The organism is Arthrobacter rhombi (assembly GCF_900163545.1).
Taxonomy (GTDB): domain Bacteria; phylum Actinomycetota; class Actinomycetes; order Actinomycetales; family Micrococcaceae; genus Arthrobacter_H; species Arthrobacter_H rhombi_A.
Genome location: NZ_FUHW01000038.1, coordinates 253,729 through 278,968, shown reverse-complemented (window position 1 = coordinate 278,968; position 25,240 = coordinate 253,729). Strand labels below are relative to the sequence as shown.

24 protein-coding genes are annotated in these 25,240 nt (G+C 63.6%); 1 reads left to right on the top strand and 23 read right to left on the bottom strand.

Annotated features, from left to right (window positions below):
• Nucleotides 1-33: 33 nt before the first annotated feature.
• The 22 genes from FM101_RS11760 to dinB form a co-directional block, all read right to left on the bottom strand.
• Nucleotides 34-969 carry an RluA family pseudouridine synthase gene (locus FM101_RS11760; RefSeq protein ID WP_086999809.1) on the bottom strand — a complete coding sequence of 312 codons (936 nt, stop codon included), beginning with the start codon at nucleotides 967-969 and terminating at the stop codon, nucleotides 34-36.
• Nucleotides 966-1,550 carry a signal peptidase II gene (lspA, locus tag FM101_RS11755; protein WP_086999807.1) on the bottom strand — a complete coding sequence of 195 codons (585 nt, stop codon included), beginning with the start codon at nucleotides 1,548-1,550 and terminating at the stop codon, nucleotides 966-968. Before lspA ends, FM101_RS11760 begins: the two co-directional genes overlap by 4 nt.
• Nucleotides 1,551-1,645: 95 nt before the next feature.
• Complete coding sequence (locus FM101_RS11750; RefSeq protein ID WP_086999805.1) at nucleotides 1,646-2,374, bottom strand: DivIVA domain-containing protein; 729 nt, start codon at nucleotides 2,372-2,374, stop codon at nucleotides 1,646-1,648.
• A 172-nt stretch (nucleotides 2,375-2,546) separates the two neighbouring features.
• Nucleotides 2,547-2,837: a YggT family protein gene (locus tag FM101_RS11745; protein ID WP_086999803.1), complete on the bottom strand. Its 291-nt coding sequence runs from the start codon at nucleotides 2,835-2,837 to the stop codon at nucleotides 2,547-2,549.
• A 15-nt stretch (nucleotides 2,838-2,852) separates the two neighbouring features.
• The gene (locus FM101_RS11740; RefSeq protein ID WP_086999801.1) at nucleotides 2,853-3,371 is read right to left on the bottom strand and encodes a cell division protein SepF; all 519 of its coding nucleotides are present in this window, start codon (nucleotides 3,369-3,371) and stop codon (nucleotides 2,853-2,855) included.
• Between the two features lie 67 nt (nucleotides 3,372-3,438).
• Nucleotides 3,439-4,221, bottom strand: coding sequence for a YggS family pyridoxal phosphate-dependent enzyme (locus FM101_RS11735; protein ID WP_086999799.1), 783 nt, complete (start codon nucleotides 4,219-4,221; stop codon nucleotides 3,439-3,441).
• Nucleotides 4,218-4,967, bottom strand: a complete 750-nt coding sequence (locus FM101_RS11730) for a polyphenol oxidase family protein (protein WP_428844162.1) — start codon at nucleotides 4,965-4,967, stop codon at nucleotides 4,218-4,220. Before FM101_RS11730 ends, FM101_RS11735 begins: the two co-directional genes overlap by 4 nt.
• An 80-nt stretch (nucleotides 4,968-5,047) precedes the next feature.
• Nucleotides 5,048-6,274, bottom strand: a complete 1,227-nt coding sequence (gene ftsZ / locus FM101_RS11725) for a cell division protein FtsZ (RefSeq protein ID WP_086999795.1) — start codon at nucleotides 6,272-6,274, stop codon at nucleotides 5,048-5,050.
• A gap of 197 nt (nucleotides 6,275-6,471) precedes the next feature.
• The gene (locus tag FM101_RS11720; protein ID WP_086999793.1) at nucleotides 6,472-7,215 is read right to left on the bottom strand and encodes a cell division protein FtsQ/DivIB; all 744 of its coding nucleotides are present in this window, start codon (nucleotides 7,213-7,215) and stop codon (nucleotides 6,472-6,474) included.
• Nucleotides 7,212-8,609, bottom strand: coding sequence for a UDP-N-acetylmuramate--L-alanine ligase (gene murC, locus FM101_RS11715; protein WP_086999791.1), 1,398 nt, complete (start codon nucleotides 8,607-8,609; stop codon nucleotides 7,212-7,214). The genes FM101_RS11720 and murC overlap by 4 nt, the downstream gene beginning before the upstream one ends.
• Before the next feature lie 4 nt (nucleotides 8,610-8,613).
• Nucleotides 8,614-9,762 (bottom strand): undecaprenyldiphospho-muramoylpentapeptide beta-N-acetylglucosaminyltransferase, encoded by a 1,149-nt coding sequence (gene murG / locus FM101_RS11710; RefSeq protein WP_086999789.1) that lies wholly within the window; start codon nucleotides 9,760-9,762, stop codon nucleotides 8,614-8,616.
• Nucleotides 9,759-11,288, bottom strand: coding sequence for a putative lipid II flippase FtsW (ftsW, locus tag FM101_RS11705; RefSeq protein ID WP_241895286.1), 1,530 nt, complete (start codon nucleotides 11,286-11,288; stop codon nucleotides 9,759-9,761). The genes murG and ftsW overlap by 4 nt, the downstream gene beginning before the upstream one ends.
• Before the next feature lie 9 nt (nucleotides 11,289-11,297).
• The gene (murD, locus tag FM101_RS11700; RefSeq protein WP_086999785.1) at nucleotides 11,298-12,839 is read right to left on the bottom strand and encodes a UDP-N-acetylmuramoyl-L-alanine--D-glutamate ligase; all 1,542 of its coding nucleotides are present in this window, start codon (nucleotides 12,837-12,839) and stop codon (nucleotides 11,298-11,300) included.
• Complete coding sequence (gene mraY, locus FM101_RS11695) at nucleotides 12,821-13,927, bottom strand: phospho-N-acetylmuramoyl-pentapeptide-transferase (protein WP_086999783.1); 1,107 nt, start codon at nucleotides 13,925-13,927, stop codon at nucleotides 12,821-12,823. The genes murD and mraY overlap by 19 nt, the downstream gene beginning before the upstream one ends.
• Nucleotides 13,924-15,402 (bottom strand): UDP-N-acetylmuramoyl-tripeptide--D-alanyl-D-alanine ligase, encoded by a 1,479-nt coding sequence (locus FM101_RS11690; protein WP_086999781.1) that lies wholly within the window; start codon nucleotides 15,400-15,402, stop codon nucleotides 13,924-13,926. Before FM101_RS11690 ends, mraY begins: the two co-directional genes overlap by 4 nt.
• Before the next feature lie 12 nt (nucleotides 15,403-15,414).
• A complete protein-coding gene (locus FM101_RS11685) occupies nucleotides 15,415-17,073 on the bottom strand; it encodes a UDP-N-acetylmuramoyl-L-alanyl-D-glutamate--2,6-diaminopimelate ligase (protein WP_086999779.1) in 1,659 nt (552 codons plus the stop codon).
• Nucleotides 17,067-18,887, bottom strand: coding sequence for a peptidoglycan D,D-transpeptidase FtsI family protein (locus tag FM101_RS11680; RefSeq protein ID WP_086999777.1), 1,821 nt, complete (start codon nucleotides 18,885-18,887; stop codon nucleotides 17,067-17,069). The genes FM101_RS11685 and FM101_RS11680 overlap by 7 nt, the downstream gene beginning before the upstream one ends.
• Nucleotides 18,888-18,950: 63 nt before the next feature.
• Nucleotides 18,951-19,652, bottom strand: coding sequence for a hypothetical protein (locus tag FM101_RS11675; RefSeq protein ID WP_086999775.1), 702 nt, complete (start codon nucleotides 19,650-19,652; stop codon nucleotides 18,951-18,953).
• Between the two features lie 2 nt (nucleotides 19,653-19,654).
• Nucleotides 19,655-20,647, bottom strand: coding sequence for a 16S rRNA (cytosine(1402)-N(4))-methyltransferase RsmH (rsmH, locus tag FM101_RS11670; protein WP_086999773.1), 993 nt, complete (start codon nucleotides 20,645-20,647; stop codon nucleotides 19,655-19,657).
• A 169-nt stretch (nucleotides 20,648-20,816) separates the two neighbouring features.
• Nucleotides 20,817-21,248: a division/cell wall cluster transcriptional repressor MraZ gene (gene mraZ / locus FM101_RS11665; protein WP_086999772.1), complete on the bottom strand. Its 432-nt coding sequence runs from the start codon at nucleotides 21,246-21,248 to the stop codon at nucleotides 20,817-20,819.
• A gap of 484 nt (nucleotides 21,249-21,732) precedes the next feature.
• The gene (locus FM101_RS11660; protein WP_086999770.1) at nucleotides 21,733-22,098 is read right to left on the bottom strand and encodes a DUF3040 domain-containing protein; all 366 of its coding nucleotides are present in this window, start codon (nucleotides 22,096-22,098) and stop codon (nucleotides 21,733-21,735) included.
• A gap of 172 nt (nucleotides 22,099-22,270) precedes the next feature.
• Nucleotides 22,271-23,470 carry a DNA polymerase IV gene (gene dinB, locus FM101_RS11655; protein ID WP_086999768.1) on the bottom strand — a complete coding sequence of 400 codons (1,200 nt, stop codon included), beginning with the start codon at nucleotides 23,468-23,470 and terminating at the stop codon, nucleotides 22,271-22,273.
• Nucleotides 23,471-23,543: 73 nt separating this feature from the next.
• Here dinB and FM101_RS11650 point away from each other — a divergent pair, with 73 nt between their 5' ends.
• Complete coding sequence (locus FM101_RS11650; RefSeq protein WP_086999766.1) at nucleotides 23,544-24,650, top strand: polyprenyl synthetase family protein; 1,107 nt, start codon at nucleotides 23,544-23,546, stop codon at nucleotides 24,648-24,650.
• A 107-nt stretch (nucleotides 24,651-24,757) separates the two neighbouring features.
• Here the strand turns inward: FM101_RS11650 and FM101_RS11645 are convergent, their stop codons facing one another.
• Nucleotides 24,758-25,114 (bottom strand): Rv2175c family DNA-binding protein, encoded by a 357-nt coding sequence (locus FM101_RS11645; protein ID WP_179204314.1) that lies wholly within the window; start codon nucleotides 25,112-25,114, stop codon nucleotides 24,758-24,760.
• Between the last annotated feature and the right edge of the window lie 126 nt (nucleotides 25,115-25,240).

The window sequence follows — 25,240 nt, the reverse complement described above, 5'->3', positions numbered from 1 at the left end:
GGACCGTCGCCGACGTGGTGGTGGGGCGGGGAATTAGTAGCCCAGGTCTCCGTCGCGCAGAATTTCCAAAGCGTGGGAGAGGTCATGCGGGTAGCCGCATTCGACCTGGACCCACTCCCCCGAGACCGGATGCGGGAATCCCAGCTGGTAGGCGTGCAGCCACTGCCGGGTCATCCCCAGGTCGGCTGCCAAGCGGGGGTCGGCGCCGTAAGTCTGGTCCCCGACGCAGGGGTGGCGCAGCGCCGAGAAGTGGACGCGGATCTGGTGGGTACGGCCGGTTTCCAATTGCACTTCCACCAGGCTGGCCCGGCCGAATGCTTCCAGGACTTCGTAATGCGTGACCGAGTCCCTGCCGCCCTCGAGGACCGCGAATCTCCAGTCGTGACCAGGATGCCGGCCAATGGGCGCGTCGATGGTCCCGGCCAGCGGGTCGGGCAACCCCTGGACCAGGGCGTGATAGGTCTTCGAGGGGGTACGTTCCTTGAAGGCGCGTTTGAGCGCCGTATAGGCACGTTCGGTTTTGGCCACCACCATGGCCCCCGAGGTGCCCACATCCAATCTGTGCACGATCCCCTGGCGTTCGGAGGCTCCGGAGGTGGAGATACGGTATCCGGCGGCGAGCAATGCGCCGACGACCGTTGGCCCTACCCATCCGGGGGAAGGATGCGCTGCCACACCAACAGGTTTATCGATGACCACGTAGTCGTCGTCCTCGGCCAGGATTTTCATGGCTTCCACGTATTCGACCCTCACTTCCAACGGATCTGTTTCGGCGGGTGGATCGACGGTGATGACGTCACCGACCTCCACCTTGCGGGATTTCGCGACCCGGTTACCGTTCAGCTGCACATGCCCGTCGGCGCACCACCTGGCGGCGACACTGCGGGTGATATCCAGCCGTGGGGGCAGGAGGGCGTCGAGGCGACGCCCCGCCTCCTCGGGGCCGATGGTGAAGGTGTTCGAATTCATGCGTCGCCGGCTTCCTCCGCCGGAGGGGATTCCTTCTCCTGGGTTGGTAATCCGTCGAGGCCGATGCCACGGAAAAGCAGCACGCAGATACCGATCATGGAACAGACCACAAAGGAGTCGGCCACGTTGAAGATCGCGAAATGCGGGACGGCAATGAAGTCCACGACGTGCCCCATGCCGAACGAAGGATCGCGGAACAGCCGGTCGATGAGGTTCCCGGTAGCGCCGGCCAGCAGGCCGCCGAGGGCAATGGCCCACCACACCGAACGCACCTTGCGCAGGAGCGTCACAACGTAGATCACGACGACGGCCATGATGATGGTGAACAGCCAAGTCACCGAGGTGCCGATGGAGAAGGCAGCCCCCGAATTCAGGATGTAATGCCATTGCAGGGCCGAGCCGATCACGTCGATGGTCTGGCCCAGTTCCATCGTGTCCTGGACCACTGCCTTCGTGAGCTGGTCCAGGCCCGCTCCGAGGAGGGCAATACCCAGCGAGAGGGCAACCAGGACACGATGGGCACCCCGGGGTGGGGGTGTCCGGGCATCATGTTCTGCGCGGGCTGCGGGGTCCTGATCCATCGGGGTCCTTAACGTGATGTCGGCGGCCGGGTGACCGGCCGCCGACAGACATGGTCGTGGAGGGGACACCGAAGCGTCCCCTCCTCAACAAATGATTAGGCGTTGTCCTTGGAATCCGGCGTCGCGATGGGGCCCTGCGACTCGAGATCCTGCAACTGGCCTTCGATGTAGGACTTCAAGCGGGCGCGGTAGTCGCGCTCGAAGCCGCGCAGCTGATCGAGCTTGCGCTCCAGCACCGACTTCTGGTCCTCCAGCGAGTTGAGCGTCTTGGTGCTCTTCTCCTCGGCCTCGGAGACCAGCTTATTGGCCTGCATCTGGGCGTCGGCGATGATCTTATCGCGCTGCTCGACACCCGCACCGACGTATTCGTCGTGGAGGCGCTGAGCCATGGCCAGCACGCCGGCTGCAGATTCGGCAGAACCGGATCCTGCCGCAGCCATCTCTGCACTGGGGGCCGCGGCAGCAACAGGTGCCTCGGGCGTCGTCGGCGTCTGCTCGGTAGCAGGGGCTTCCGCGACCTCAGGAGTTGCTTCCTCGGCGGCTTCGTCAACGCTACCGGTCACCGGAGTCGTTTCAGCTGCCGGGGCGGCAGCGGTTTCGGTGGCCGGAGCCGCGGCGACGGGAGCCGGAACGCTACCGGTCTCAACGTCGGTGCCACCCAGCTCGCTAACGCGCTGGCGCAGCTGCTCGTTCTCCTGGGTCAGTCGACGGAGTTCCACGACGATCTCGTCCAGGAAGTCGTCAACTTCGTCCTGATCGTAGCCCTCCCGGAACTTCGTTGGCTGGAAACGCTTGTTGACTACATCTTCTGGCGTGAGCGCCATCTGGTCACCTCGATACTTAGTTCTCTCCCCGGCCGCCTGATTGCGACCCGAGGGCGATTACACCGGTTATGTGAGCAAACTGCAATAACTGCCGCAGCATGCTTCCTGTTTCAAGACTATAACGTTTCCCGCACCGAAGACGAACCTTCGCCGTCGGTCGGGAGCCAAGAGCCTATCGCCCGATCTGTAGAACGACGACCTTGGCGATGATGATGGCGAAATAAAGGATCAGGAATGCCAAGTCCAAACGCATCCCGCCCAGGTCCAATGGCTTGATTTTGGAACGAAGCCAGCGCATGGGCGGATCGGTGATGCGGTAGACGAAACTGGCCAGGATCAGCGCCGCACCGCGTGGCCGCCAGCCACGGGCAAACATCTGCACGATGTCATACACAATCCTGAGCATGAGCATGACCTGAACGACCGTCAGGGCCGCATAGATCAGTCCGAAGAGAATTCCCACGGTATGAAGCGGCCGCTAGCTCTGGTTGAAGAACGTTGCGGTGTCCTCGGAGGACTTTTTGTCCTCGCCCAGGATTTCAACGCTCGCCGGTGAGAGCAAGAACACCTTATTGGTGACGCGTTCGATGCTGCCGTGCAAGCCGAAAACGAGTCCCGCGGAGAAGTCCACCAGGCGTTTGGCGTCACCTTCACCCATATCGGTGACATTCATGATGACCGGGATGCCGTCTCGGAAGCTTTCTCCGATGATTTTGGCGTCGTTATATGAACGGGGGTGAACCGTCGTGATTTGCCGCAATGAAGAATCCTCGTCCCTGGATGAAGGCGCGCGCTTAATGGGGGTGACCGGTGCCCGGTATTCCGTCTCCGGTTCAGCGGCGACGGCCATGGGAGCCCGTTCGTGCTCGACACGGGAGGGCTCCGGACGCTGCTGCAACTGCTGCTGCTCGGGCATCTCGGACTGTTCGTCCTCGTAGTGCTCGTCACCGTCGGCGAGTCCCAGGTAGATCATCGTCTTGCGCAGGGCGCCAGCCATGGTCTTCTCCTTATGATCGTACGCGGCGAGGGGTCTTCTCCCGCTTGAGTCTCCGCTGCAAACGACGCTACAGCACCGGTGGACGCGGACCGAGCACATCGGAGCCGACACGGAGGTGTGTCGCTCCGGCGGCCACCGCCTGTTCCAGATCGTGGCTCATGCCCGCCGATATCCAGTCCGCCGTGGGATGGTTCCCGCGTAACGCGGCCGAGATTCCAGCCAGTCGTTCGAAGGCCGGTGACGGATCGTCCCCGAGCGGCGCCACGGCCATCACTCCGGCGAGGGACAGGCCCTCGGTCTGTGCCACGAGGTCGGCGAGCTGCTGGACGTCTTCGGGTTCGGCCCCACCGCGTCCGATACCCCCCTGGTCCCCGGATCGCTGTTCTGCGGAACGGAGGTCGATCTGGATCAGCGTGGAGAGATCCTCCCGGGCTGCCACCCCCTCATCGGCCCGACGTTCCGCCTCACGGCCCATGGCCTTGCCCAGCGCCTTGGCCAGGGAGGCCCGGTCCAGTGAATGCAAGGCCGCGGCATATCTGACGATCGACTTGGCTTTATTGCTTTGGAGCTGGCCGATGAAATGCCAGTTCAGGTCCAAATCCTGCACCTCCATGGCCTTGACCGAGGCTTCTTGGTCACGGTTCTCCCCGACCTCGCGCACCCCGAGCTCATGCAACAGCCGGACGTCCGAGGCGGGAAAGAACTTGGTCACGACAACGAGTTCGGGGGCCCGCTCACGGCCGGCGGCACGCGTGGCGACGGCAATGCGCTCACGGACCGCCTCGAGGCGTTGCTCAAGGTCAGCGCGGCGTGGGGCCTCGTTCGGGGCCGGGACTGGGGTGCTGGTCATCTGTTCCTCTCCAACAGCGGGGCCGGCCAGACGACTCCGGCCAGACGGCCGGTTCGTGCATCACGCCGGTAGGAGTAGTAGTTCCGATCTTCGACCGTACACACACCGGTGGCCGTGACGTCCACGCCAAGGCCCTCCAGAAGCATGGCGGCAGCCCCGGGCAAGTCCAGTGAGGGAGTTCCCCAGGACGTGTGGGACTCGATTCCCGGCATCACCTCAGCGGCAGCTGCAGCCATCTCTGCGGGGACCTCATAGCAGGAACCGCATACGGAAGGACCGATCCATGCATGGATCGACTCACCCGCCGCTTCCCGGATGGCCGTCACGGTGTTCTGCAGGATGCCGCCGAGCAATCCGTGACGGCCGGCGTGGGCTACTGCCGTAACCAGCCCGCCATCGCCCCCTGAGGCAATGAACACGACCGGCAAGCAGTCGGCGACCATCACCGCCAGGGGGGTCGAGCCGTCCGGGGACAGCAGGGCGTCGGCGTCTGGGCCCCAGGTTGGACCGTCACTGGTTTCTTGTTCCGAGGAGTCGACCGAGTGGACCGTCACCGAATGCGTCTGGTTCATGAAGCGCAGGGCTCCTGCGGCCAGTCCGAGACGGTTTTCCAGGCTCCGACGGCGCTGCAGGACCTCCTGCTGCCGGTCGCCCACATGCAATGCCAGATTGCCGTCGGCGGTGGAGGTAAAGGCCACATGCGCCGGCGTCGCACCGGGGAATTCAAAGCGAAGCAAGACAACCACCTTAAAATCAGACAACGGCGCGCCGCCCGGAAGGATACCGGGCCACGCGCCGTCGGGCCCTGAGGGGCCCTTGTCGAGAATTACTTCAGGAAGTCGGGGACATCCAGTTCGTCGTGCGAGGAGGACGAAAGGTCCTGCTCGACCACGTGGGGCAATTCGTCGTAGCCCTGGGACGCGGCCGGGGCGGCCTCGGGAGCCGAAGCTGCCGACTGCCCCGAAGTGCCCGGCATCGACTGTGCCGAGGCGGCGCCTTCGGAAGGTGCCAGTGGGATGGTTCCGGGAACCGTCGTGGCAGGAGCCTGCTGCGGCAGTGCCGGTCCTCCCTGCTGCTGGCGCGGCTGGGCCGGGGCGCTGGTGACGTCGACCTGGTCGAAGCCTGCGGCAATGACCGTCACGCGTGCCTCGTCACCCAGGGCGTCGTCGATGACGGCGCCGAAGATGATGTTGGCCTCCGGGTGGGCGACCTCCTGGACCAGTCGTGCCGCCTCATTGATCTCGAACAGTCCGAGATCCGAACCGCCTTGGATGGAGAGCAGCACGCCGTGGGCGCCGTCAATGGATGCCTCGAGCAGCGGCGAGGCGATGGCCAGTTCCGCGGCCTGGACCGCACGGTCCTCACCACGGGCCGAGCCGATGCCCATCAGGGCTGAACCGGCTCCCTGCATCACCGACTTCACGTCGGCGAAGTCAAGGTTGATCAACCCGGGGGTAGTGATCAGGTCGGTGATGCCTTGGACGCCGGACAGCAGCACCTGGTCGGCGGACCGGAAGGCATCGAGAACCGAGACGTTCCGATCGCTGATGGAGAGCAGTCGGTCGTTCGGAATCACGATCAGGGTGTCGACCTCGTCGCGCAGGGCGTCGATGCCAGACTCTGCCGAGGTTGCCCGACGGCGGCCCTCGAAGGTGAACGGACGGGTGACCACGCCAATCGTCAGAGCCCCGAGCGAACGGGCGATGCGGGCCACAACGGGCGCACCGCCGGTGCCGGTTCCGCCGCCTTCGCCGGCGGTCACGAAGACCATATCGGCGCCGCGCATGACCTCTTCGATTTCTTCGGCATGGTCTTCCGCCGCCTGGCGGCCGACCTCCGGGTTGGCGCCCGCGCCGAGGCCACGGGTCAGTTCGCGCCCCACGTCGAGCTTCACGTCGGCGTCACTCATGAGGAGCGCCTGCGCGTCGGTGTTGATCGCAATGAATTCGACGCCGCGAAGGCCGACCTCAATCATGCGGTTCACGGCGTTGACGCCGCCACCGCCGATTCCGACGACCTTGATGACGGCGAGGTAGTTCTGTGGAGCTGCCACGTCCTGTTTCCCTTGTTCGATGTGCTGCTGAGTCTTAGGAAGCTTCAACCGGACTAACGTTAACCCTCAGGTTGAGGGTTATAGTTATGTCAAGTACCTGCTACTAAGACGCTATGTTTTGCATCCCCGGCATGCAACGACCGCCTAGGCGTGTCGCACCATTACCGTGAGGTGGTTCTTTCGTCATGCCCCTGTTCCTACCGGGTGACCGGGTGGTCAGGGGTGCTGACGTCGAAGATCTTAACGCCCGTCTGCTTCTTGTCCTTGAGGAAGGCCGTGAGCACCCGTGCCTTGTCACCGCTGCGTTCGTCGCTCCCCCAAAGGACCGTCTGGCCGTTGGTGAGGGAGAGTTCGACCGAGTCGACGGTCTGCGCGCTGGCGTGATCAAGCTTTTTCAGTGTCGAAGAGGGCAAGGCAGCCAAAACACTGGTCAATGCGGAAAAAACCTTCGGATCCTGTTCGGAGGCCTTCCCATCAATGACCGGAAGCTTGACACCGTCCCGTTTTTTGACGCTGGACAGCTTCCTGCCATCCTTTCCGACGAGGTCGTAGGATTTCGAGTCGTTCTTCACGATCGCCACCGGAACGTATTCGACGATCCGCACTTCGAGGGTCCCGGGGGCATGGGCCTGGACGACGACGTCATCAATGGCCACCTGATCCTCCAACAGATCCTTGACCCGTCCCGGGCCGATTCGCGGCAACGGGGTCCCTTCCAAGGGTTCCAGGGCGGTGGCGATCTGTGCGGTGGGGACCAGTTTATTACCCTCGACGGTAATGGTCTTCACGGCCAACAACGGCGAATACAGCAGAACCAGCATCAGGACCACGATCACGGCCAGGACCGAACCGCCGATCCACAGGATCCGCCGACGCAGGCGTCGGGAGGGGGATTCGGGCAGCGTGAAGACATTGGGACCTCCGGACGCGCTGTCCTTCATGCGCCCGATTCCAACATCGAAACGATGACCGACCCGAGTTCGGTGACATCTCCTGCGCCAATAGTCATCACCACGTCGCCGCTACGGGCCACCTCCGCAATCCGGGCTGCCACGTCATCGCGGTCAGCCAGCCCCCCCGCGGTGTTCAGCGCCTCGGCAATGAGGCTGGCCTGGATCCCCGGCAGGGGTTGCTCACGGGCAGCGTAGATCGCCAACACCAGGGCCGTGTCGGCCAGCGACAGGGCATCAGCGAACTCGGCCCAGAATTCGCGGGTCCGGCTGTACAGATGCGGTTGGAAGACCACATGGACCTTGCCGTGCTCCCCGGCGACGGCCCGACCAGCACGCAGTGCCGCCAGGACCTCCGTCGGGTGGTGGGCGTAATCGTCATACACCGTGACGCCGTGGGCCTGGCCCCGGAATTCGAAACGCCGGGCGGCACCGGTGAAGGCCGCCAGCCCGTCAATAGCCAGATCAGGATCGAGCCCGCAGTCCAGACCGACGGCGAAGGCGGCCGCCGCATTCAGAAGGTTGTGGTCCCCGGGGGCGGCGAGCGAGAGCCTTCTGGACTCGCCGCTGCCCCAGTCGAGGTCGCAGGCGAACCGTCCGGCTTCGGGCGCGGAGTTGCTCAGGCGGCGGTCAGCTGCGTCGGAGAAACCATAGGTCTGCACCCGCACCAGGGGCCGTTCCGCCCGCAGCCGCCGGGCCAGGGCCAGGGCCCCGGGGTCGTCGGCGCAGGCGATCAGCAACCCGCCGTCGGGCAGCAATGAGGCGAACTGGTGGAAGCTCTCGTGGACTGCGGCATCGGTGCCGTAATGGTCCAGGTGGTCGGCCTCGATATTCGTCACCACGATCGTATCGGGACGGTAGTTCAGGAACGAGGCATCCGATTCGTCCGCTTCGGCCACGAAGATCCGACCCGAACCATGTTCTGCGTTGACCCCGAGCCCCGCCACGTTCGCACCGATCGCGAAGGACGGCGAAACTCCTGCCTCGCGCAGCATCACGGCGATCAGCGAGGTGGTCGTCGTCTTGCCATGGGTGCCGCAGACGGCGACGACATGATGCCCATCCATCGTGGCCGCGAGGCCCTCGGAGCGGTGGAGGATCCGCATTCCGCGGTCACGGGCTGCATCGTATTCGGGGTTGCCCGCTTTAATCACCGAGGACACGACGACGGTATCGGCCTCCGGTAGCTCCTCGGCGCAGTAGCCGACGTGGATCCGGGCCCCCAAGGCGCGTAACTCATCCAGGACCGGCAGGTCCTTGGCGTCGCTCCCGGTGACGGCGACGCCCTGGGCCAGCATCAGTCGGGCGACGGCCGATACACCGACCCCGCCGATTCCCATCAGATGGACTCGGCCGAGCTCGGCCAGCGTATGACGTTGTTGCATTCCCCTAGTGTCCCCTCTTCTGCTCCCGGGCGCCCTGCTGCCCGGCGGCCGCGTTGAGCACCCGGCGGGCCATCTGCTCGGCGGCATCGCGACGCCCCAGCGCCCGGGCCGCTGCGGACATCGTGGCCAGACGTGCGGAATCGCCCAGCAGCTGCGGGACGATCCGCGTCACGTAGTCGGCCGTGAACTCGTCATTGGGCACCACGATGGCGCCTCCTGTGGCCTTCAGGTCGTTCGCATTTTGTGCCTGCTCGCCATTGCCGATCGGCAGCGGGACCAGAATCGAGGGCAGCCCGACGGCAGCCAGCTCGCAGACCGTGCCGGCACCTGCCCGGGCAATGATCAGATCTGCTGCGGCGTAGGCCTGTTCCATCCCGTCCACGTATTCGACCTGATGGTAGCCCGGCAGCGAAAGTGGCACACCGGCGTCGTCCACCATGGCTTTTCCACTACCCGTGACGTGCAAGACCTGGAATCCGGGGTGTCCGGGGCCGGAAATCTCGGCGAGGCGACGGAGGCCACCGATGAGAGCGGTATTCACCGAGAGGGCACCGGAGGAGCCACCGGTCACCACCAGGGTGGGCAGCTGCGCCTCCAGACCCAGTGCGCTGCGGGCCTCGGCCCGGGCCGCAACCCGGTCCAGCTCGGCGATCTGCCGGCGCATCGGCATGCCGACCAACTCGGCACCGGGTAGGCCGGTCCCCTCGAAGACGGTTCCCACGGCGGCGGCGAAGCGGGCCCCCACCCGGTTGGCCAGACCAGCCTTGGCGTTGGCCTCATGAACGACCACCGGGATCCGTAGACTGCGGGCCGCCAGGTAGACCGGGGTGCAGACGTAACCGCCGACCCCGACAACCACGTCGGCCTCTGCGCGACGCAGGATGTCCTTGGCTCCGCGCACTGCCGCGACGAAACGGAAGGGCAGCTTCAACAGGTCCAGCGAGGGACGGCGCGGCATCGGTACCCGGGCGATGGTCTCCAACTCATAGCCGGCAGCCGGCACCAGTCGGGTCTCCATACCGGAGGGGGTCCCCACCAGCCGGATGCTGGGCTGGGGGTCGGTCTCCCGCAGGGCGTCGGCGATGGCGAGCAGGGGTGAGATGTGACCGGCGGTTCCTCCGCCGGCCATCACCACCGAGGGGACATGGTTCATGGTTTGGCCTTCCTGGCGTTGCGTGCGGTGCCGACCGAGGAGGTGGTCTCAGAGGGTAGTTCGGAGCTGGCGTCGGGTCGGGAACGGGCAAAGCACAAAACGACGCCGACCGCCATCAGCGAGAGCAGCAGCGCCGAACCGCCCGAGGAGATGAAGGGCAGGGGAACACCGATCACCGGTAGGAGTCCGGTCACCATACCGATGTTCAGGAAAGCCTGTCCGATGAGCCAAGCCATGATGCCGCCGGTGGCGATCCTGACGAAGGAGTCCTGGTGCCTGGCCGCTACCCGGTACATCGCGACGGCGAGGATCGCGAAGAGGACGACGACGACGAGCGTGCCCAAGAGGCCGAGTTCCTCACCGAGGATGGTGAAGATGAAGTCGTTGGAGGCTTCGGGAATATAGTTCCATTTTTGCCGCGACTGGCCCAGGCCCACACCCCACCAACCGCCCGATGCCAGGGCGTAGATCCCCTGGGTGGACTGGTAGCAGGCGCCGGGCTGGGTATCGCAGTTCAGTCCAAGCCAGGCGTAGATGCGGGTCATGCGGTTGCCGGAGACCAGGACCATGACCACGGCTGCGGCGGCACCAACCACCCCGGCCATGGCGAAGAGCTTCAGTCGGACGCCCCCCAGGAACAAGGCGGCCACCAGGACCAGCCCGATGACCAGCGCGGTCCCCAGATCCCGTCCGACCAACACCAGGCCCAGGAGCACGGCGCCGCCGGGAAAGAGCACGGGAATCAAGGCGTGAGAGGTCTGGTCGACGAGCTTGGATTTCTTGCTCAGTACGGAGGCCGCCCAGACCGCCAGGGCCAGTTTCGCGGCTTCTGAGGGTTGGAACGTGAGCGAACCGATCTTGATCCAGTTCTTATTGCCGTAGATCTCCAGGCCCAGTGGTGTCAGGACCAGCAGGAGGAGGATGCCGCTGATCAGCAGCGCAGGCCAGGCCAGCTTCTTGAACGTCGGCAGTGAGAACCGGGAGATGACCAACATCATCACGATCCCCAGAACGGCCCAGATCCCCTGTTTGATGACCTGATCGTAGGAGGAAGCGTCGGGGTTCTTGCTGATCGCCTCGACGGAAGAGGAGGAGAGGACCATCATCAGGCCGATCACGGTCAGGGCCAGGGTGCTGCCGAGGATCAGGTAGTAGCCGGTGCGTCCGTCCTTGCGCGGGTCCCCTTCAACCCAGCTCCAAAAACGTGACACCGGTGAGGTGGTGGATTTCTCCCGGGCCTTGCCCCGCGCCGCCGCAGAGTTCTCGTTGGCCGGGGTACGGGTAATGATGCCCCGCGACCTGTCGGGAGCCTGGGGGCCCTTCTTCCGCGTGGACGACGATTTCTGGCCGTTGCCTTGCCCACTACCGCTTGACGTGGACTTCCTCGCGCCGGTGCCGGCATCGTTGGAAGACCGGTTGCCCGGCCCCTGTTCTGCAGAGCCTGCGGTCCCCCCGTTGTGGCCCGCCCTGCGGATCCGGGGCTTGCGGCCCGATCCACCGGGTGGGCGTGTTGTGGGGGGTTCCACGCATACTCCTTAGTTTTCTTTGTCCTCCATGAATCGGCCGACCGCTTCGATGAAGGCGTTACCGCGGTGGGCGTAGGACGTGAATTGGTCCATGGACGCCGCCGCCGGTGCCATGAGCACCGTGTCCCCCGCCTCGGCGATCGCCGCGGCTGCCTGGACGGCCGCTTCCATGACTGCCGTTTCGCGTTCCTGCTGGCCCGAACCGCCTGCTGTCTGTGTACCAGTTTCGCTTACCGGCGCCTTGATCACCTGCACCGTGGGCGCGTGTCGCCGCAATGCCTCCTGGAGCGTTGTGGTGTCGATTCCGATGAGCACCACGGCGCGCAGTTTATCGGCAAATCGTGTCACGAGATCCGAGTAGTCCACGCCCTTGGACAGTCCACCGGCAATCCAGACGACCGAGCCGAAGGAGCCCAGCGATGCTGCGGCGGCGTGCGGGTTGGTGGCCTTGGAATCGTTGATCCACAAGATGTCGTCACGCCGGGCGACGGCCTGGATGCGGTGGTCGCCGCCTTCGTAGGCGTTCAGACCCTTGCGCACGGCTTCCGGTGCGACGCCGTAGGCACGAACCAGGGCGGCGGCGGCCAACGCGTTGGCCACCATATGCCGAGGCGCCACTCCCCCGAAGTCCTCCAGCGATGCCAATTCGGCTGCAGAATCCCGGCGTTCTTCGATATAGGCGCGGTCCACCAGGAGGTCATCGACGACCCCGAGCATGCTGCGCGAGGGCACCCCAGTGGTGAAGCCGATCGCGCGGCAGCCCTCGACGACATCGGCATTCTCCACCATTTTTTCGGTGATCGGTGCCTCGACGTTGTACACGGCTGCGACCTGGGTGCGTTCGTAGATCTTCGCTTTATCGGCCTGGTATTGCTCGAAGGACCCATGCCAGTCCACATGGTCCTGGGCGATGTTCAGGACCACCGAGGCCCAGGGGGACAACGTATGGGTGTAGTGCAGCTGAAAGCTGGAAAGTTCGACGGCGATCACGTCGTAGCCTTCGGGGTCGCGGATCGCGTCGAGGATGGGGGTGCCGACATTTCCTGCGGCGATGGCCCGCAACCCGCCGGCCTGCAGCATGGCCTCGGTCATCCCCACGGTGGTGGTCTTACCGTTCGTGCCGGTGATGACCAGCCATTCGGCCGTCTTGCGGCCCTCGCGCCGGTTCAGCCGCCAGGCGAGTTCCACGTCGCCCCACACCGGGACCGATGCGTCGGCTGCCGCCCGCAGCAACGGATGGTGCGGTGGCCACCCCGGTGAGGCGATGACCAGGTCGGCGACCCGCCCCTCGATCGTGGGCAGGCCCTGGGTATGTTCGGGGCCGAGCAGCACATCATGGGCACCGACGATCTTCAACGTGTCGGCCCGTTGGGCGCTTTCCGCTCCGGAACCGGTATCAACGACAACAACGGTGGCCCCGAGTTCGATGAGGGTGTCCGCGGCGGAGAAACCCGTCAGCCCCAGCCCGGCCACCACGACCCGAAGACCTGCCCAGTCGGCGTCCCAGCTGGTCAGTTCGTCCAAACGCGCGTTCACAGTCCCAATACCCATTCGCCGTAGAAGAGACCCAGGGCGACGGCGACGCAGAGTCCGCAAATGATCCAGAAGCGCACCACGACGGTGACTTCGGCCCAGCCCTTGAGTTCGAAGTGATGTTGCAGCGGCGCCATCAGGAAGACACGCTTGCCGCCGGAGAGTTTGAAGAACCCCACTTGGATGATCACCGACAACGAGATGATCACGAACAGCCCGGCCAGGATGATCAGCAGGACCTCGGTCCGCGAGAGCAGTGCGAAGGCCGCCACGGCACCACCGATGGCCAAGGAGCCGGTATCGCCCATGAAGATCTGGGCCGGGGAGGTGTTCCACCACAGGAAGCCGATCAACGCCCCGGAAAGGATCGCCGCGAGCAGGGCAAGATCCATCGGGTCGCGCACTTCATAACAGACCGAACCGATCGACCGTGAGGAACCGCAGGCCTGGTTGAACTGCCAGATGCCGATCAGCGTATACGCGCTGAAGACCATGATCGAAGCACCCGTCGCCAGCCCGTCCAGGCCGTCGGTGAGGTTCACCCCGTTCGTGGCCGCGGTGACGATCACATTCGCCCAGATGATGAACAGGATGGCCCCGATGAGCGGACCGAAGAACGCCAGATCCAGTGCGGTGTCCCGGGTGAACGAAATATGTGTTGAGGCCGGAGTCAGGTCCTTGTTATTGGGGAACTGCAGCGCCAGGACGGCGAAGGCAATCCCGACGATCGCCTGCAGGACGAGTTTCTGCCAGGCCCTGAGCCCCAGACTGCGTTGTTTGGAAATCTTGATGTAGTCGTCAAGGAACCCGACGAAGCCCATCCCCGCCATCAGGAACAGCAGCACCAGGCCACTGGCCGACGGGCCGGGGGCATGATCGGCGACCAGGCTCAGAATTCCGTGTGTCCCGAAATAAGCCACGAAGACGGCCCCGACGATGACGGCACCGCCCATGGTCGGTGTGCCACGTTTGGTGTGATGCGAGGTCGGGCCGTCGTCGCGGACGAACTGGCCGTAGCTGCGTTTGGTCAGGACCTTGATGAAGACCGGGGTGCCCGCAAAGGAAAGGACCAGGGCGATCGCTGCGCCCATGATGAGTGAGATCACTGGGGATCCTCCGTTTCGGACACGCTGGAGGCACCGTTCGAGCAGGGACTGGAGGCCACCCGGTCACCCAGGTGGCGCAGACCTGCAGAGTTGGAGGACTTGAACAAGACGATGTCTCCGGGTTCCAGCTGGTCAGCGAGCAATGCCTCGGCGTCTTCCGGGGTCTCGACGTAGTACGCCTCGTCCCCCCAACTGCCTTCGAGTACTGCCGAGTTGTAGGCGGCCTTGGCTCCTGGGCCAACCACCACCAGCTTCTTGATGTTGAGCCGAACCGCGAGGCGGCCGACGAGGTCGTGTTCGTGGATTGATTCGCTACCGAGCTCGAGCATCTCGCCCAGGACAGCCCAGGTACGGCGGGCCACACCAGCTTCCGTGGGCAGGCCGAGCTCGGCCAGGGTACGGAGTGCGGCACGCATGGATTCGGGGTTCGCGTTATAGGCGTCGTTGACGATGCTCACGCCATCCGGGCGTTCGGTGCGCTCCATACGCCACCGGCTCGCCGGCCCGCGATCTTGCAGGGTCGCGGCGATGGTTGAACCATCGATGCCCACGCTGTAAGCAGCGGCTGCGGCAGCCAGAAGGTTGCTAACGTGGTGCCGGCCGATGAGCCCGCTGCGCACCCGATGGCTTCCACCGTCGGGGAGATTAAGCGTGAATTCGGGGTATCCGCCCTCGGCGATGACGATGTCCGAGGCCATCACCGGCGCCCGGCTTCCGCCGTCGTCCATCGCGAAACCGAGGATATTGGCTTCGGTGCGGGCAGCCATGGCGGCGACCCGCGGGTCGTCGAGGTTCAGGATGGCCGTCCCGTCGCCGGGTAGCGCCTCGACCAGTTCGCCCTTGGCCCGGGCGATGTTCTCTACCCCACCGAATTCCCCGGCGTGGGCGGTGCCCACACAGAGTACGACCCCGGTGTCCGGGTGGACCATATCCGTCAAGTAGGTGATGTGCCCGATACCCGTGGCACCCATTTCAATCACCAGATACCGGGTTTCAGCGGTGGCGTTGAAGACGGTCAGCGGAACGCCGACTTCGCCGTTATAGGAGCCGATGGGCGCGACCGTGGGACCCGAGGTCTCCAGAATCGCTGCCAGCAGGTCCTTGGTCGTGGTCTTGCCTGCGGAACCGGTGATGCCGATGACCCGGGTACCTCCGGAGCGCAGCAGCTCCACCATATGGGCCGCCAGGGCGCCCATCGCGACCACGGCGTCGTCGACGATGACCGCCGGGTGCACGGTGCCGCCGGAATCCAGCGTTTCGTGTTCGGACAAGGCCAGGATGGCGCCGGCGGCGAAGGCACGGTCGATGAAGTGGTGCCCGTCAGAGACCTCGCCGGGTTTGGCGACGAAAAGGAACCCCGAGGCACATTCGCGTGAGTCGGTGGCCACACCGCTGACGGTGCTCCCGGGATCTGTGGTGGCCGTGATGCGCCCACCGGTTATGGACGCAATGTCGGCTGTGTTCAGTTCAATCATGGCTCTTTGACTTTACCCGTTGGCCGCCGACTCGGTGGCACCGGGCTCGGCGGGGCGCGGGCTGTACCCCGCGGCCTCCAGCGCCTGACGCAGTTCCACACGGTCGTCCAAGGCCACGTTGACGCCGTTGACTTCCTGCCAGACTTCGTGCCCGCGGCCGGCCACGAGAATGGTGTCGCCTGCCCGGGCCATCGCTACTGCTGCCACGATCGCGTCGGCCCGTGGGAAGATCTCGGCGGCCTGACTGCCCAAGCCTTCGGCCTCGATCGCTTCCAGTGCCCCGTTCAGGACATCGCGGCGGATTCCACCGGCCTCCTCGTTATGAGGATCGTCATCCGTGATGATCACTACATCGGCGTGTCGGGCTGCCACGGCACCCATCGTGGGGCGTTTGGTGGAGTCGCGGTCCCCTGTGGCACCAAAGACAACGATGACCCGTGAGTCCGGATGTTGTCCTCGGACCCCCTCGATGGCCCGTTCGAGGGCATCGGAGTTGTGGGCGAAGTCAACGACGGCGGCCGGGGAATCGCAGACGACCTGCATCCGCCCCGGAACCGCGATGGTCAGTGGGTCGGAAGCGTCAAGAACACGTTGGAGATCTTTCAGCGGGGTGCCGGAGACGTGGACCATCAGCAGGGCCAGCGCGGCATTGGAGACGTTGAAGAGCCCCGGAAGACCCGTGTGGGCACGCAGCCGCTCCCCCTGCGGACCGTGCAGTTCGAATTCGTGGCCGAGCCCCTGCTGAGCGATGCCCTGAACGCTCCAGGAACTGCCGGGGAGCTCTTCCTCGGAACCGACCTCGTCACGGGGAATGGTCCGGAGGGTGAACAGGTCGGCAGAGGTGGAGCGCGCCATGCGGCGGCCCCATTCATCGTCGACGGTGATGACCGCGCGAGCACTGCGTTCGGCGGTAAAAAGGCGGGCCTTGGCTTCGAAATAGGCTTCCATGCTGCCGTGCAGGTCCAGATGGTCCTGGGTCAGATTGGTGAATCCTGCGACGCCGAAGGCCATGCCCCCGACACGTTCGTAGTCAATGGAGTGCGAGGAGACCTCCATCGCTACCGTGTCGACCCCTGCCCCTCGCATCCGGGCGAGGAGCGCGTGCAACTGTGGGGCCTCGGGCGTGGTCAGGACGCTGGGGATCTGTGTCCCGTCAGCCAGGATCTCGATGGTTCCGATGAGGCCCGTCCGCTGGCCCAGGGCACGCAGCAGCGAGGTGATGAAGTAGGTGGTCGTGGTCTTGCCGTTGGTTCCGGTCACGCCGAGCAGCCCGAGACCGGGCTCGTCGGAGCCGTAGAGGATGGCAGCCACGGGGCCGACGGCGCTCCGGACTGACTCCACGACCACGACCGGAAGGCCGGCAGCCACCGCACGGCCTTCGCCGGTTTCGTCCGCGAGGATCGCGCTGGCGCCCGAGGAGGAAGCTCCCACGCAGTAGTCGGCACCGTGGCTATGCGCGCCGGGAACCGCCGCATAGAGGTCCCCGGCCAACACGGCTCGCGAGTCCAGACTCACTCCATGGATGACCGTATCGCCATCACCCTCGAGCCGGACACTCATGCCTCGTTCGGTCAGACGGCTGACGAGCTCGTTCAAGCTCAGACGAGGGGCCTGCTCGGGGCGGAACGCCCGTTCGGCATCCTGGGGCGTGGGGGGCACTGTGTTTACCATCCGTATTTCTGCTTCTTGCCGACGAAGACCTTGTATGGATTGGGCTTATCGGTGCTGGGCGGGACGTTGTAGCTGTTCAAGGTCTGGGACATGATCGACTTGAAGGTGTCAGCCACGCTGAAGCTCTCCCAGTTGCCTTTGGGGCGCTGCATGGTCACCACGACCAGGTACTTCGGGTCATCGATCGGTGCCATTCCAGCGAAGGAGCTAGTGTAGCCGTCGAGCTTACCCGTCGGGCCTGCCGCCTGCCCGGTTCCCGTTTTGCCTCCGACACGGTAGCCGTCGATGTCCATCGCATAACCGGTTCCGTCGGTCACCACGGTCTCCATCATCCGCCGCATTTCCTGAGACGTCTTCTTGGAGATGATCCGCTGACTCTTGACCTTCTTGCGTTCATGCTCCGTACCGTCGGGGTCGGTGTAGGACTCAATCAGCGATGGCTCGACCTGCACCCCCTGGTTGGCGATGGCCTGGAAGACCCGGGCCGTGTGCAAGGAGGTCAGGCTGTAGCCCTGGCCAAACATCGTCGTGTACTGCTGGCGGCGATCCCAGCTCTCCGGCGGAGCGAAGATGCCCTTATTGACCGGAACGCCGATGTCGAAGCCCTGCCCGATCCCGAATTTTTTCATCCAGTCGTAGCGCTGTTGGTTGCTGAGCTTATTGCCGACCATCGTGGTGCCGGTGTTGTAGGAGCGGGCGAAGATCCCTGCCGCGGTCATGTTGAAGGTCTGGTGTTTCAGCGAGTCGTGGATGGTCTCCTTGCCAACCGTGTATTCGTGCCCGACTGTGAAATGGTCCTTGGGCTTGACGACCCCTTCTTCCAGGGCTGCGGCGAAGGTCGCGGCCTTGCCGGTCGAGCCGGGTTCGTAGGCCTGAGACACCGTGGTTGAACGGCGGAATTCGGCATCCGTTGCCCCGGGATCTGCCGGGTCCACGGTCGTCGAGTCGGCCAGAGCCCTGATCTTGCCGGTCCCGACCTCGACGACCACGGCGTTGACCCATTCGGCGTTGAATTGCTTCTGCTTGGCCATGACCGCCTCTTGGGCAGCCCATTGGATATCGCTGTTGATGGTGAGCTTGACGTCCTTGCCGTCAACCGCAGGCTTTTCCTTGAGCGTGGCCATCGGAATTCTGACGCCATCCGCGGCAATTTCGAAGGTCTTGGTTCCAGCTTCACCGGCCAACGCCCGGTTTTGGCTCAGCTCAAGGCCTTCGGCTCCGGTCTGGGAGGTCCCGTCTTCGCTCGAACGCAGGAAACCCAACACCGAGCCGGCGACGGTGCCGTTGGGGTACTCGCGTTCGAAGCGTTCCTGGCTGGTGATCCATGGCAGCCCGATCTTCAGAACCTTATTCCGCGTTTCGGGGGTGACTCCCTTGGCCACGACAGAGTAACCCTTTTTCTTGGCCCCGTCATCGCCGATAATCGAGGTTTTCAGGGTGTCCTGATCGATGTCGAGGGTATCCGAGAGTTCCTTGACCGCGTCAGTGGTCTGTACGACGTCACGCCCGCCTTGATCGTTCTTGCGTTTAAAGGATTCCTTGACCTGACGTTGATCGACCACCAAATCGTAGCGTTCGAAGCTGGCCGCCAGAATCTTCCCGGAGGAGTCCAGGATTTTCCCTCGGACAGGCTGCTGAGCAGTTTCTCGGATCCGCTGGCCGGTAGCCGCCTCGGCTGCCGCCGTCGGGTCCAATCCTTGCACCAAGAACAGTCGACCACCGAGCAGGACCAGCATCACCATGGCCAGCGCTAAACCGATCCGCAGACGGCGCGGCTCGGTGGGCTTTGATTTCCTGGCGGGCGGCCTGGCCATAGTTGATTCCTTGGGTTGCTGATCGGTTCTTCTCGAGATCGGTACCGAACAGGACTCGCTGCCCTACTGTCCGGAGCCCTGCTGCGCCGGAGCCGGAATGGTTCCGCCGTTCAGGTCGGTGCTCGAAGATTCCTCGGTGTTCTGTTGTGCCGTGCTCTCGTCCGTCGAGGCGCCGTCGGTGACAGCCTTGCCCTCGGGGGCGATATTGCTCTTCTGCTCCGCGGCTTCGGACGTGGTGTCCGCTACCGTCTGGTTTTTAGCCTGGTCTTCAGGGACCGCCGGGGCCGGCACATGCGTGGAAGGAAGCTCTCCCTTTTGCGCTGCGGTGGCCTTTCCGGTGATCTTCTGGGTGTCCAGATTGATCGAAGCCACCGTTCCCGGGGTGACCATACCCAATTCTGCCGCCTTGACTGCCACATTCTGGGGAGCCTGAAGGTTTTGAAGTTCCTGTGTCAGCGCTTCGTTCTCCTGGCTCAAGGCCTGCTCCTGACCACGCAGGCTCACAATGTCGTACTGGGAGTTGGCCACATTGACGTTGATCACCAGGACACCGACCAGTGCGGCCAGCAATAAGGCGAAGCAGAAAACAGCGAATCCGGCGCGCCGGTTGCGCTTCGTGGCCGGAACCAGGGACAGCGGGGTGCGCTGCTTGGGTTCCGAACGAGGGAGGGACGTTGGAGCCAGTGCGCGGGCATTGGCACCGACGGTGCTGCCTGCGGCGCTCTGTCCTGCGTGAACTGCACGCGTCTGGGTTGCGGTGCTCATGTTCAGCTCCTCTTCAGGATTCGTTCCACCGCACGGAGCTTGGCTGATGCCGCGCGGGGATTCTCGTCAATTTCAGTGTCATTCGGCTTCTCGGTTCCCTTGGTCAGGCTCCGGAACCGGGCCTTATGTTCCTCAAGCTCGACCGGAAACCCGAGAGGTGCCGAGGATTTGGAGGCTGCCGCGAAATGCTTCTTCGCCAGCTTGTCCTCCAGGGAGTGGTAACTCATCACGACCACACGACCACCGATGTTCAGTACATCCATGGAGGCGGGCAGTGCCCGGTCCAGCACATCGAGTTCTTCGTTAACTTCGATGCGCAGGGCTTGGAAGGTCCTTTTGGCGGGATGGCCCCCGGTCCGGGCGGCGGCCGCCGGCACGACACTACGGATGCTCTCCACCAGCTGGCCGGTGGTGGCGAAAGGGCGTTCCCCCCGGTCACGGACGATGGTCGAAGCGATCCTGCCCGCGAATTTCTCCTCGCCCCAGGTGCGGATCACCCGGACCAGGTCTGTTTCGGAGTAGCTGTTGACCACATCCGCCGCTGTCGGACCGGTTGAGGTGTCCATGCGCATATCCAGCGGAGCGTCGAAGGAGTAGGCGAAACCGCGTTCGCGTTCATCGAGCTGAAGCGAAGAAACACCCAGGTCGAACAGCACACCATCCACGCCGTCGAAACCGAGGTCTTCGACCACGTCATCGATTTCGTCGTAGACGGCGTGGACCAGATCCGTCCTGTGGGAGAACGGCGCCAGCCGCTCCCCCGCCAAAGCAAGTGCCTGCTCGTCGCGATCCAGCCCGATCAGGTGTAGCTGGTCGAAACGACGCAACAGCGCCTCCGAATGCCCGCCCATGCCGAGCGTGCAATCAACGACGACGGCCCGTTCGCGCTGGTCGATCCCTGCCTGGATCGACGGCGCCAACAGCCCTACACAACGTTCGAGCAGCACTGGTACGTGCCGCTCGGATGTGGGACGGGGTGTGATGTCGTCGGTCATACCCTGTCCCCTTTCAGCGTGTCACAGCTTGCAATCGTGGTGTAGGGATTGGGCCAGATCCCCCTCCGCTCCGATCCTCATCCGCCTGGCTCCGGGGAAGTGGAGCCAGGACGATGCTGACGGGCGGCTGGAGATCTGGTCCAACCCCACCGAGCGCTTCTAGTCGGTTCTAGAAAATGCCCGGCAGTACTTCTTCATCTGTTTCGGAGAACGTGTTCTCCTGTTCTTCGAGGTATTCGTTCCAAGCCTGGGTATCCCAGATCTCGGCTCGAGACCCCGCACCGATGACGGTGACCTCACGGTCCAGTCCGGCGTAGCTGCGCAGTGCCCCCGGGATGGTGACCCTGCCCTGCTTATCCGGCATCTCATCAGAGGCGCCGGAGAGGAAAACACGGATGTAATCCCGTGCCTGCCGCGAGGACAACGGTGCTTGACGCATCTGCTCATGCACGTTCTCAAATTCCCGCTGGCTGAAGACGTAGACGCAGCGTTCCTGCCCCCGGGTCAAAACCAGCCCGTTAGCCAGTTCATCGCGGTATTTGGCAGGAAGAATAATGCGCCCCTTTTCGTCAAGACGCGGCGTGTACGTCCCGAGGAACATACGCACCGCCTTCCCGTCTTCAAGGAGCTACATCCACCCCGTCATCCCCAATCACCTCTACAGTCCCCCACTTTACTCCACAATGCCCCACTGTCAACGACACACGGTAGTTTTCCCACCAATCGGGCAAATTCTTTTCCTTGCAATCACTGGGAAGCAGGGGTGTGGGGAAGAGTGGAGGGATTTTGGAGCAAAACGGCGCGCTGGATGACGATTCGGGTGCAAATCTGCGGAATCATACGTTTTTTGCTCGCCCCGGAACTGTGGTGGGGCAAAGTGGAGGAACCCGGTGGTGAGAAGTGGAGGGTCTTCGGGAGACACCTGGAGCAATATCGAACCCCGGGCATGTGGGGATCACCACGTTGCCCGGGGCGTCGTTCACCGGGCACAAAAAAGAGCGCCGGCCATCATGGCCCGCGCTCTGCGGTATCTGTTGCTGCCTCTTCGGGCCTGGTGGCCAGGCCCGACGACGAGTTAGTGAGCTTTAGTGTTCGTCCCGATGGCGGGCTTCCCATTTGGATTCAAGGTCAGCCATGAAGGAACTCTTCTGCGTCCCTGACTTGGCTTTGCCCTTGCCAACCTTGCCCAGAGCATTCTTGGAAAAGGCGACATAGACGCCACCACACATCAACGCGAAGCCCAAGACGCCCACTGGAATCCATTGGCTCGAGACGCCCAGCAACAGGGCGATGATACCCATGATGCCGATAATGGCGCCGATGGCGATGTTTCGTGTGGAATACCCGCCGGGTGAGGCGCTTGACTTCATCGAGGAGGCAAACTTGTGATCCTCGTGCAGTTGCTTTTCCAGCTGCTCGAGCAAGTGCTGCTCGTGTTCGGAAAGTGGCATGATCCCTTCCCCAATCCCTCGTGTCCGTCGGTCTCCCTGCGGAGAACCCCTATATAGATGTCAACGGTTCTCACAACTGCATTGTTCCCGCTGTCGCAAGTGCATCTGATGCGCTTGTTAATACCTGCGCTTCTTCAAGGATAGTCTGCATTTCCACCTCCGGGAAGTCGAGTTATGTTTCAGCCTCGGCCGAGCTCTCCGGTGGGGGCATCAAGGTTGCTGGCTGCAGTGATCCTGCGGGGAATCGCTGCCGTATGCGGTCCATGGTTTCCTCTGCCTGCCGCCAATTTCCGTCGCTGCGTTCGAAGCTCAATTGGATGCCGCCGTCGGCGTCGGAGAGTTGTTCCACACGGATGCCGATGAGCCGAACGGCTTGCGCTCGTGGGCCGATCCCGGCCAGCAGTCCTTCCGCGGCAGCGAGCAGCGCCTGGGCAGAATTTGTTGGCTGTGCCAACCGGCGGCTGCGCGTCATCGTCGTGAAATCTGAGTATCTGAGCTTCAGGGCTACCGTCTGGCCTTGGCGCGAGGCGTGGCGGAGCCTTTGGGCCACACGATACGCCAGTCGCAGTAGTTCGCGTTTCAGCGGGGCATCCTCGTGGACGTCCACAGCGAAGGTTTCCTCGGCCCCGATGCTTTTTTCCACTCTGACCGGTTCCACGGCCCGGTCGTCCCTGCCCCAGGCCAGCGCATGCAGGTGAAGCCCATTGGAGCCGAGCAAGCGTTCCAACGTGGCCAGTGGGGTCTGGGCCAATTCACTCACCAGGGAAATACCGGCACGGGCCAGCACTTCACCTGTTTTCGCTCCGACACCCCACAGGGCTTCGACGGGAAGGGTATGCAGGTAGGCCACCGTGTCCTCCGGGGCGATACGCAGTAGACCGTCGGGTTTGGCACGCGTCGACGCCACCTTGGCCACATATTTGTTCCGGGCGATCCCCACGCTCGCTGGAAGGCCCAGTTCATCGCGAAACCGTGCCCGGATCATCCGACCGATCTCCAGCGGTTCACCGAGTCGGCGCAGGCTACCCGTGACGTCAAGGAAGGCCTCGTCCACACTGACCTGCTCGACCAACGGGGTGATATCCGAAAAGACAGACATGATCCGTTCGGAGAAGAGGCGATAGGAGGCCATGCTCGGCTCAATGATGGTGGCCTTGGGGGCCAACCGCATGGCAGTGCTCATCGGCATGGCCGACCGGACACCCAAACGACGACATTCGTAGGAGGCTGACAGGACCACCGATCGTCCACCGGGGTTTCCAACAATGACCTGATGCCCCTTCAGCTCCGGGCGGGTCAGGAGCTCAACGGAGACATAGAAGGCATCCATGTCGACATGGAAGACCGTTCTCGGCGTGGGGGCTTCGACCATGTCACCAATTCTACGGAACTCCCCCGACAGATAGAATGAGGTAGTTCCCAGATCACCCCACACAACGGATGTCATGAACCCCAACGAAGCCACCGGGCCCTTCTCCCTGCCTCATCGCGCCGAGGACACCTCCTTCATCAAACGGCTCGACTCGACTTTGGCGACGTTCTTGGCGGAACAGCGGGATATCGTGGCCAAAATTTCCCCCGCGGCCGTCGATCTTGTCGATTCGGTGGAGACCCTCATCAAAGGCGGTAAGCGACTGCGCCCGCGTTTCGCCTGGTGGGGCTATGCCGGGGCCGGCGGCGACCTCGCCAGCGAGGCAATTATCAGGGCGGCAGCCGCCCTGGAACTCTTTCAGGCAGCCGCCTTGATCCACGACGATGTGATCGATAGGTCGGCGACTCGACGCGGACGGCCCAGCGTCCACAAATCCTTCGAAGCCACCCATTCACGACTCGGATGGGCTCGGGACGGCGCACGATTCGGCGAAGCGGCAGCCATCTTGGCCGGCGATCTCTGCCTGTCCTTCAGCGAACAGCTCTTCGCAACGGCAGCGACCGCAGGATCGCCGGCACGGAAGATTTTTGATGACATGCGCACCCAGGTCATGGCCGGACAGTATCTCGATGTCCTGGAGGAGTCGGCCGGTCCTTCCTCATCCGATACGGACGTGCTCGAACGGGCTCGGACGATTCTGCGATATAAATCGGCCAAGTATTCGACCGAGAATCCCCTCCTCCTGGGTGGGGCCCTGGCCGGCGCGGACAGCGCGCTACTGGCGGGCTACTCCGCCTTCGCTCTCCCGATCGGCGAAGCCTTCCAACTTCGTGATGACGTCCTCGGAGTATTCGGGGACCCCGACATCACCGGGAAGCCAGCAGGTGATGATCTGCGCGAAGGAAAGCGTACCGAGATGATCGCCCATGCCCTCTTATTGGCGCCGGAGGCGGATCGAGGCTTCATCCAGAATCGTCTGGGAGTTGATGATCTCTCCACGGCTGAGATTGATCGCATGATGGCGGTGCTCACCGACTGCGGGGCACTGGATGCTACCGAGAGGACCATTGCCGATCTCTCCTCGAGGGCCTTCTCCGCACTCGAGGTTCTCGACGTCACCGAGGAGATCCGCGAACAGCTGCGTTCGCTGGGGAAAGCCGTCACCGAACGCACGGCCTGAGGACATCTGCTCGAGTCCTTTAAAGGGCGCTTCCCTACGGGGACCTCAGGTGACCGTCATGATTGGCCGGCCGCTGCCTATTTTTCGGGCGACAGCGGGCGTCGTTGCTACCAGCCGAGGGCCTGTGCCCGCCGGCGGATCTCCGTCTTGCGCCCTTGGCGCAGGGCCTCGATCGGCGTGCCTGGCAGCGATTCGTCCGCAGTGAAGAGCCAAGTGATCAGCTCCTCGTCGGTGAAGCCGGAGTCGCCGAGCACTGTGATGGTGCCCTTGAGGCTATCGATGATCCGTCCATCCAGGACGAAGGCCGCCGGAACGGAACGAACCTTACGCTGGCCGACCCGCAATTCGACGATCGCGCGATCGTCCAATAGGCGGTGCACGTCCTTGATGGAGACGCCCAGTGCCTCCGCAAGGTCAGGCAATGACAACCATTCGGTCACGAGTTTATTAAGAGAGCTCACCATATAAGAATGCCACAATCCGGGGCCCTCGAGTCCCAATACGTACGTGACGAGCCACTTAAGACTTTTAGGAACGCATCACATGGTGTAAATTCACTTGAGTCACACTTGCAACATAGGTCACACGAG

Excerpts from the sequence above, each read along its gene's own strand:
- murG (WP_086999789.1), bottom strand. The coding sequence starts at position 9,762 with ATGAACCATGTCCCCTCGGTGGTGATGGCCGGCGGAGGAACCGCCGGT.
- murC (WP_086999791.1), bottom strand. The coding sequence starts at position 8,609 with ATGCAACAACGTCATACGCTGGCCGAGCTCGGCCGAGTCCATCTGATG.
- FM101_RS11740 (WP_086999801.1), bottom strand. The coding sequence starts at position 3,371 with ATGGCTGGCGCCCTGCGCAAGACGATGATCTACCTGGGACTCGCCGAC.
- FM101_RS11720 (WP_086999793.1), bottom strand. The coding sequence starts at position 7,215 with ATGAAGGACAGCGCGTCCGGAGGTCCCAATGTCTTCACGCTGCCCGAA.
- FM101_RS11750 (WP_086999805.1), bottom strand. The coding sequence starts at position 2,374 with ATGGCGCTCACGCCAGAAGATGTAGTCAACAAGCGTTTCCAGCCAACG.
- FM101_RS11760 (WP_086999809.1), bottom strand. The coding sequence starts at position 969 with ATGAATTCGAACACCTTCACCATCGGCCCCGAGGAGGCGGGGCGTCGC.
- FM101_RS11660 (WP_086999770.1), bottom strand. The coding sequence starts at position 22,098 with ATGCCACTTTCCGAACACGAGCAGCACTTGCTCGAGCAGCTGGAAAAG.
- FM101_RS11685 (WP_086999779.1), bottom strand. The coding sequence starts at position 17,073 with ATGGTAAACACAGTGCCCCCCACGCCCCAGGATGCCGAACGGGCGTTC.
- FM101_RS11690 (WP_086999781.1), bottom strand. The coding sequence starts at position 15,402 with ATGATTGAACTGAACACAGCCGACATTGCGTCCATAACCGGTGGGCGC.
- FM101_RS11645 (WP_179204314.1), bottom strand. The coding sequence starts at position 25,114 with ATGGTGAGCTCTCTTAATAAACTCGTGACCGAATGGTTGTCATTGCCT.
- FM101_RS11735 (WP_086999799.1), bottom strand. The coding sequence starts at position 4,221 with ATGACCAGCACCCCAGTCCCGGCCCCGAACGAGGCCCCACGCCGCGCT.
- FM101_RS11650 (WP_086999766.1), top strand. The coding sequence starts at position 23,544 with ATGAACCCCAACGAAGCCACCGGGCCCTTCTCCCTGCCTCATCGCGCC.
- lspA (WP_086999807.1), bottom strand. The coding sequence starts at position 1,550 with ATGGATCAGGACCCCGCAGCCCGCGCAGAACATGATGCCCGGACACCC.
- dinB (WP_086999768.1), bottom strand. The coding sequence starts at position 23,470 with ATGGTCGAAGCCCCCACGCCGAGAACGGTCTTCCATGTCGACATGGAT.
- murD (WP_086999785.1), bottom strand. The coding sequence starts at position 12,839 with ATGGGTATTGGGACTGTGAACGCGCGTTTGGACGAACTGACCAGCTGG.
- FM101_RS11675 (WP_086999775.1), bottom strand. The coding sequence starts at position 19,652 with ATGAGCACCGCAACCCAGACGCGTGCAGTTCACGCAGGACAGAGCGCC.
- mraZ (WP_086999772.1), bottom strand. The coding sequence starts at position 21,248 with ATGTTCCTCGGGACGTACACGCCGCGTCTTGACGAAAAGGGGCGCATT.
- FM101_RS11680 (WP_086999777.1), bottom strand. The coding sequence starts at position 18,887 with ATGGCCAGGCCGCCCGCCAGGAAATCAAAGCCCACCGAGCCGCGCCGT.
- rsmH (WP_086999773.1), bottom strand. The coding sequence starts at position 20,647 with ATGACCGACGACATCACACCCCGTCCCACATCCGAGCGGCACGTACCA.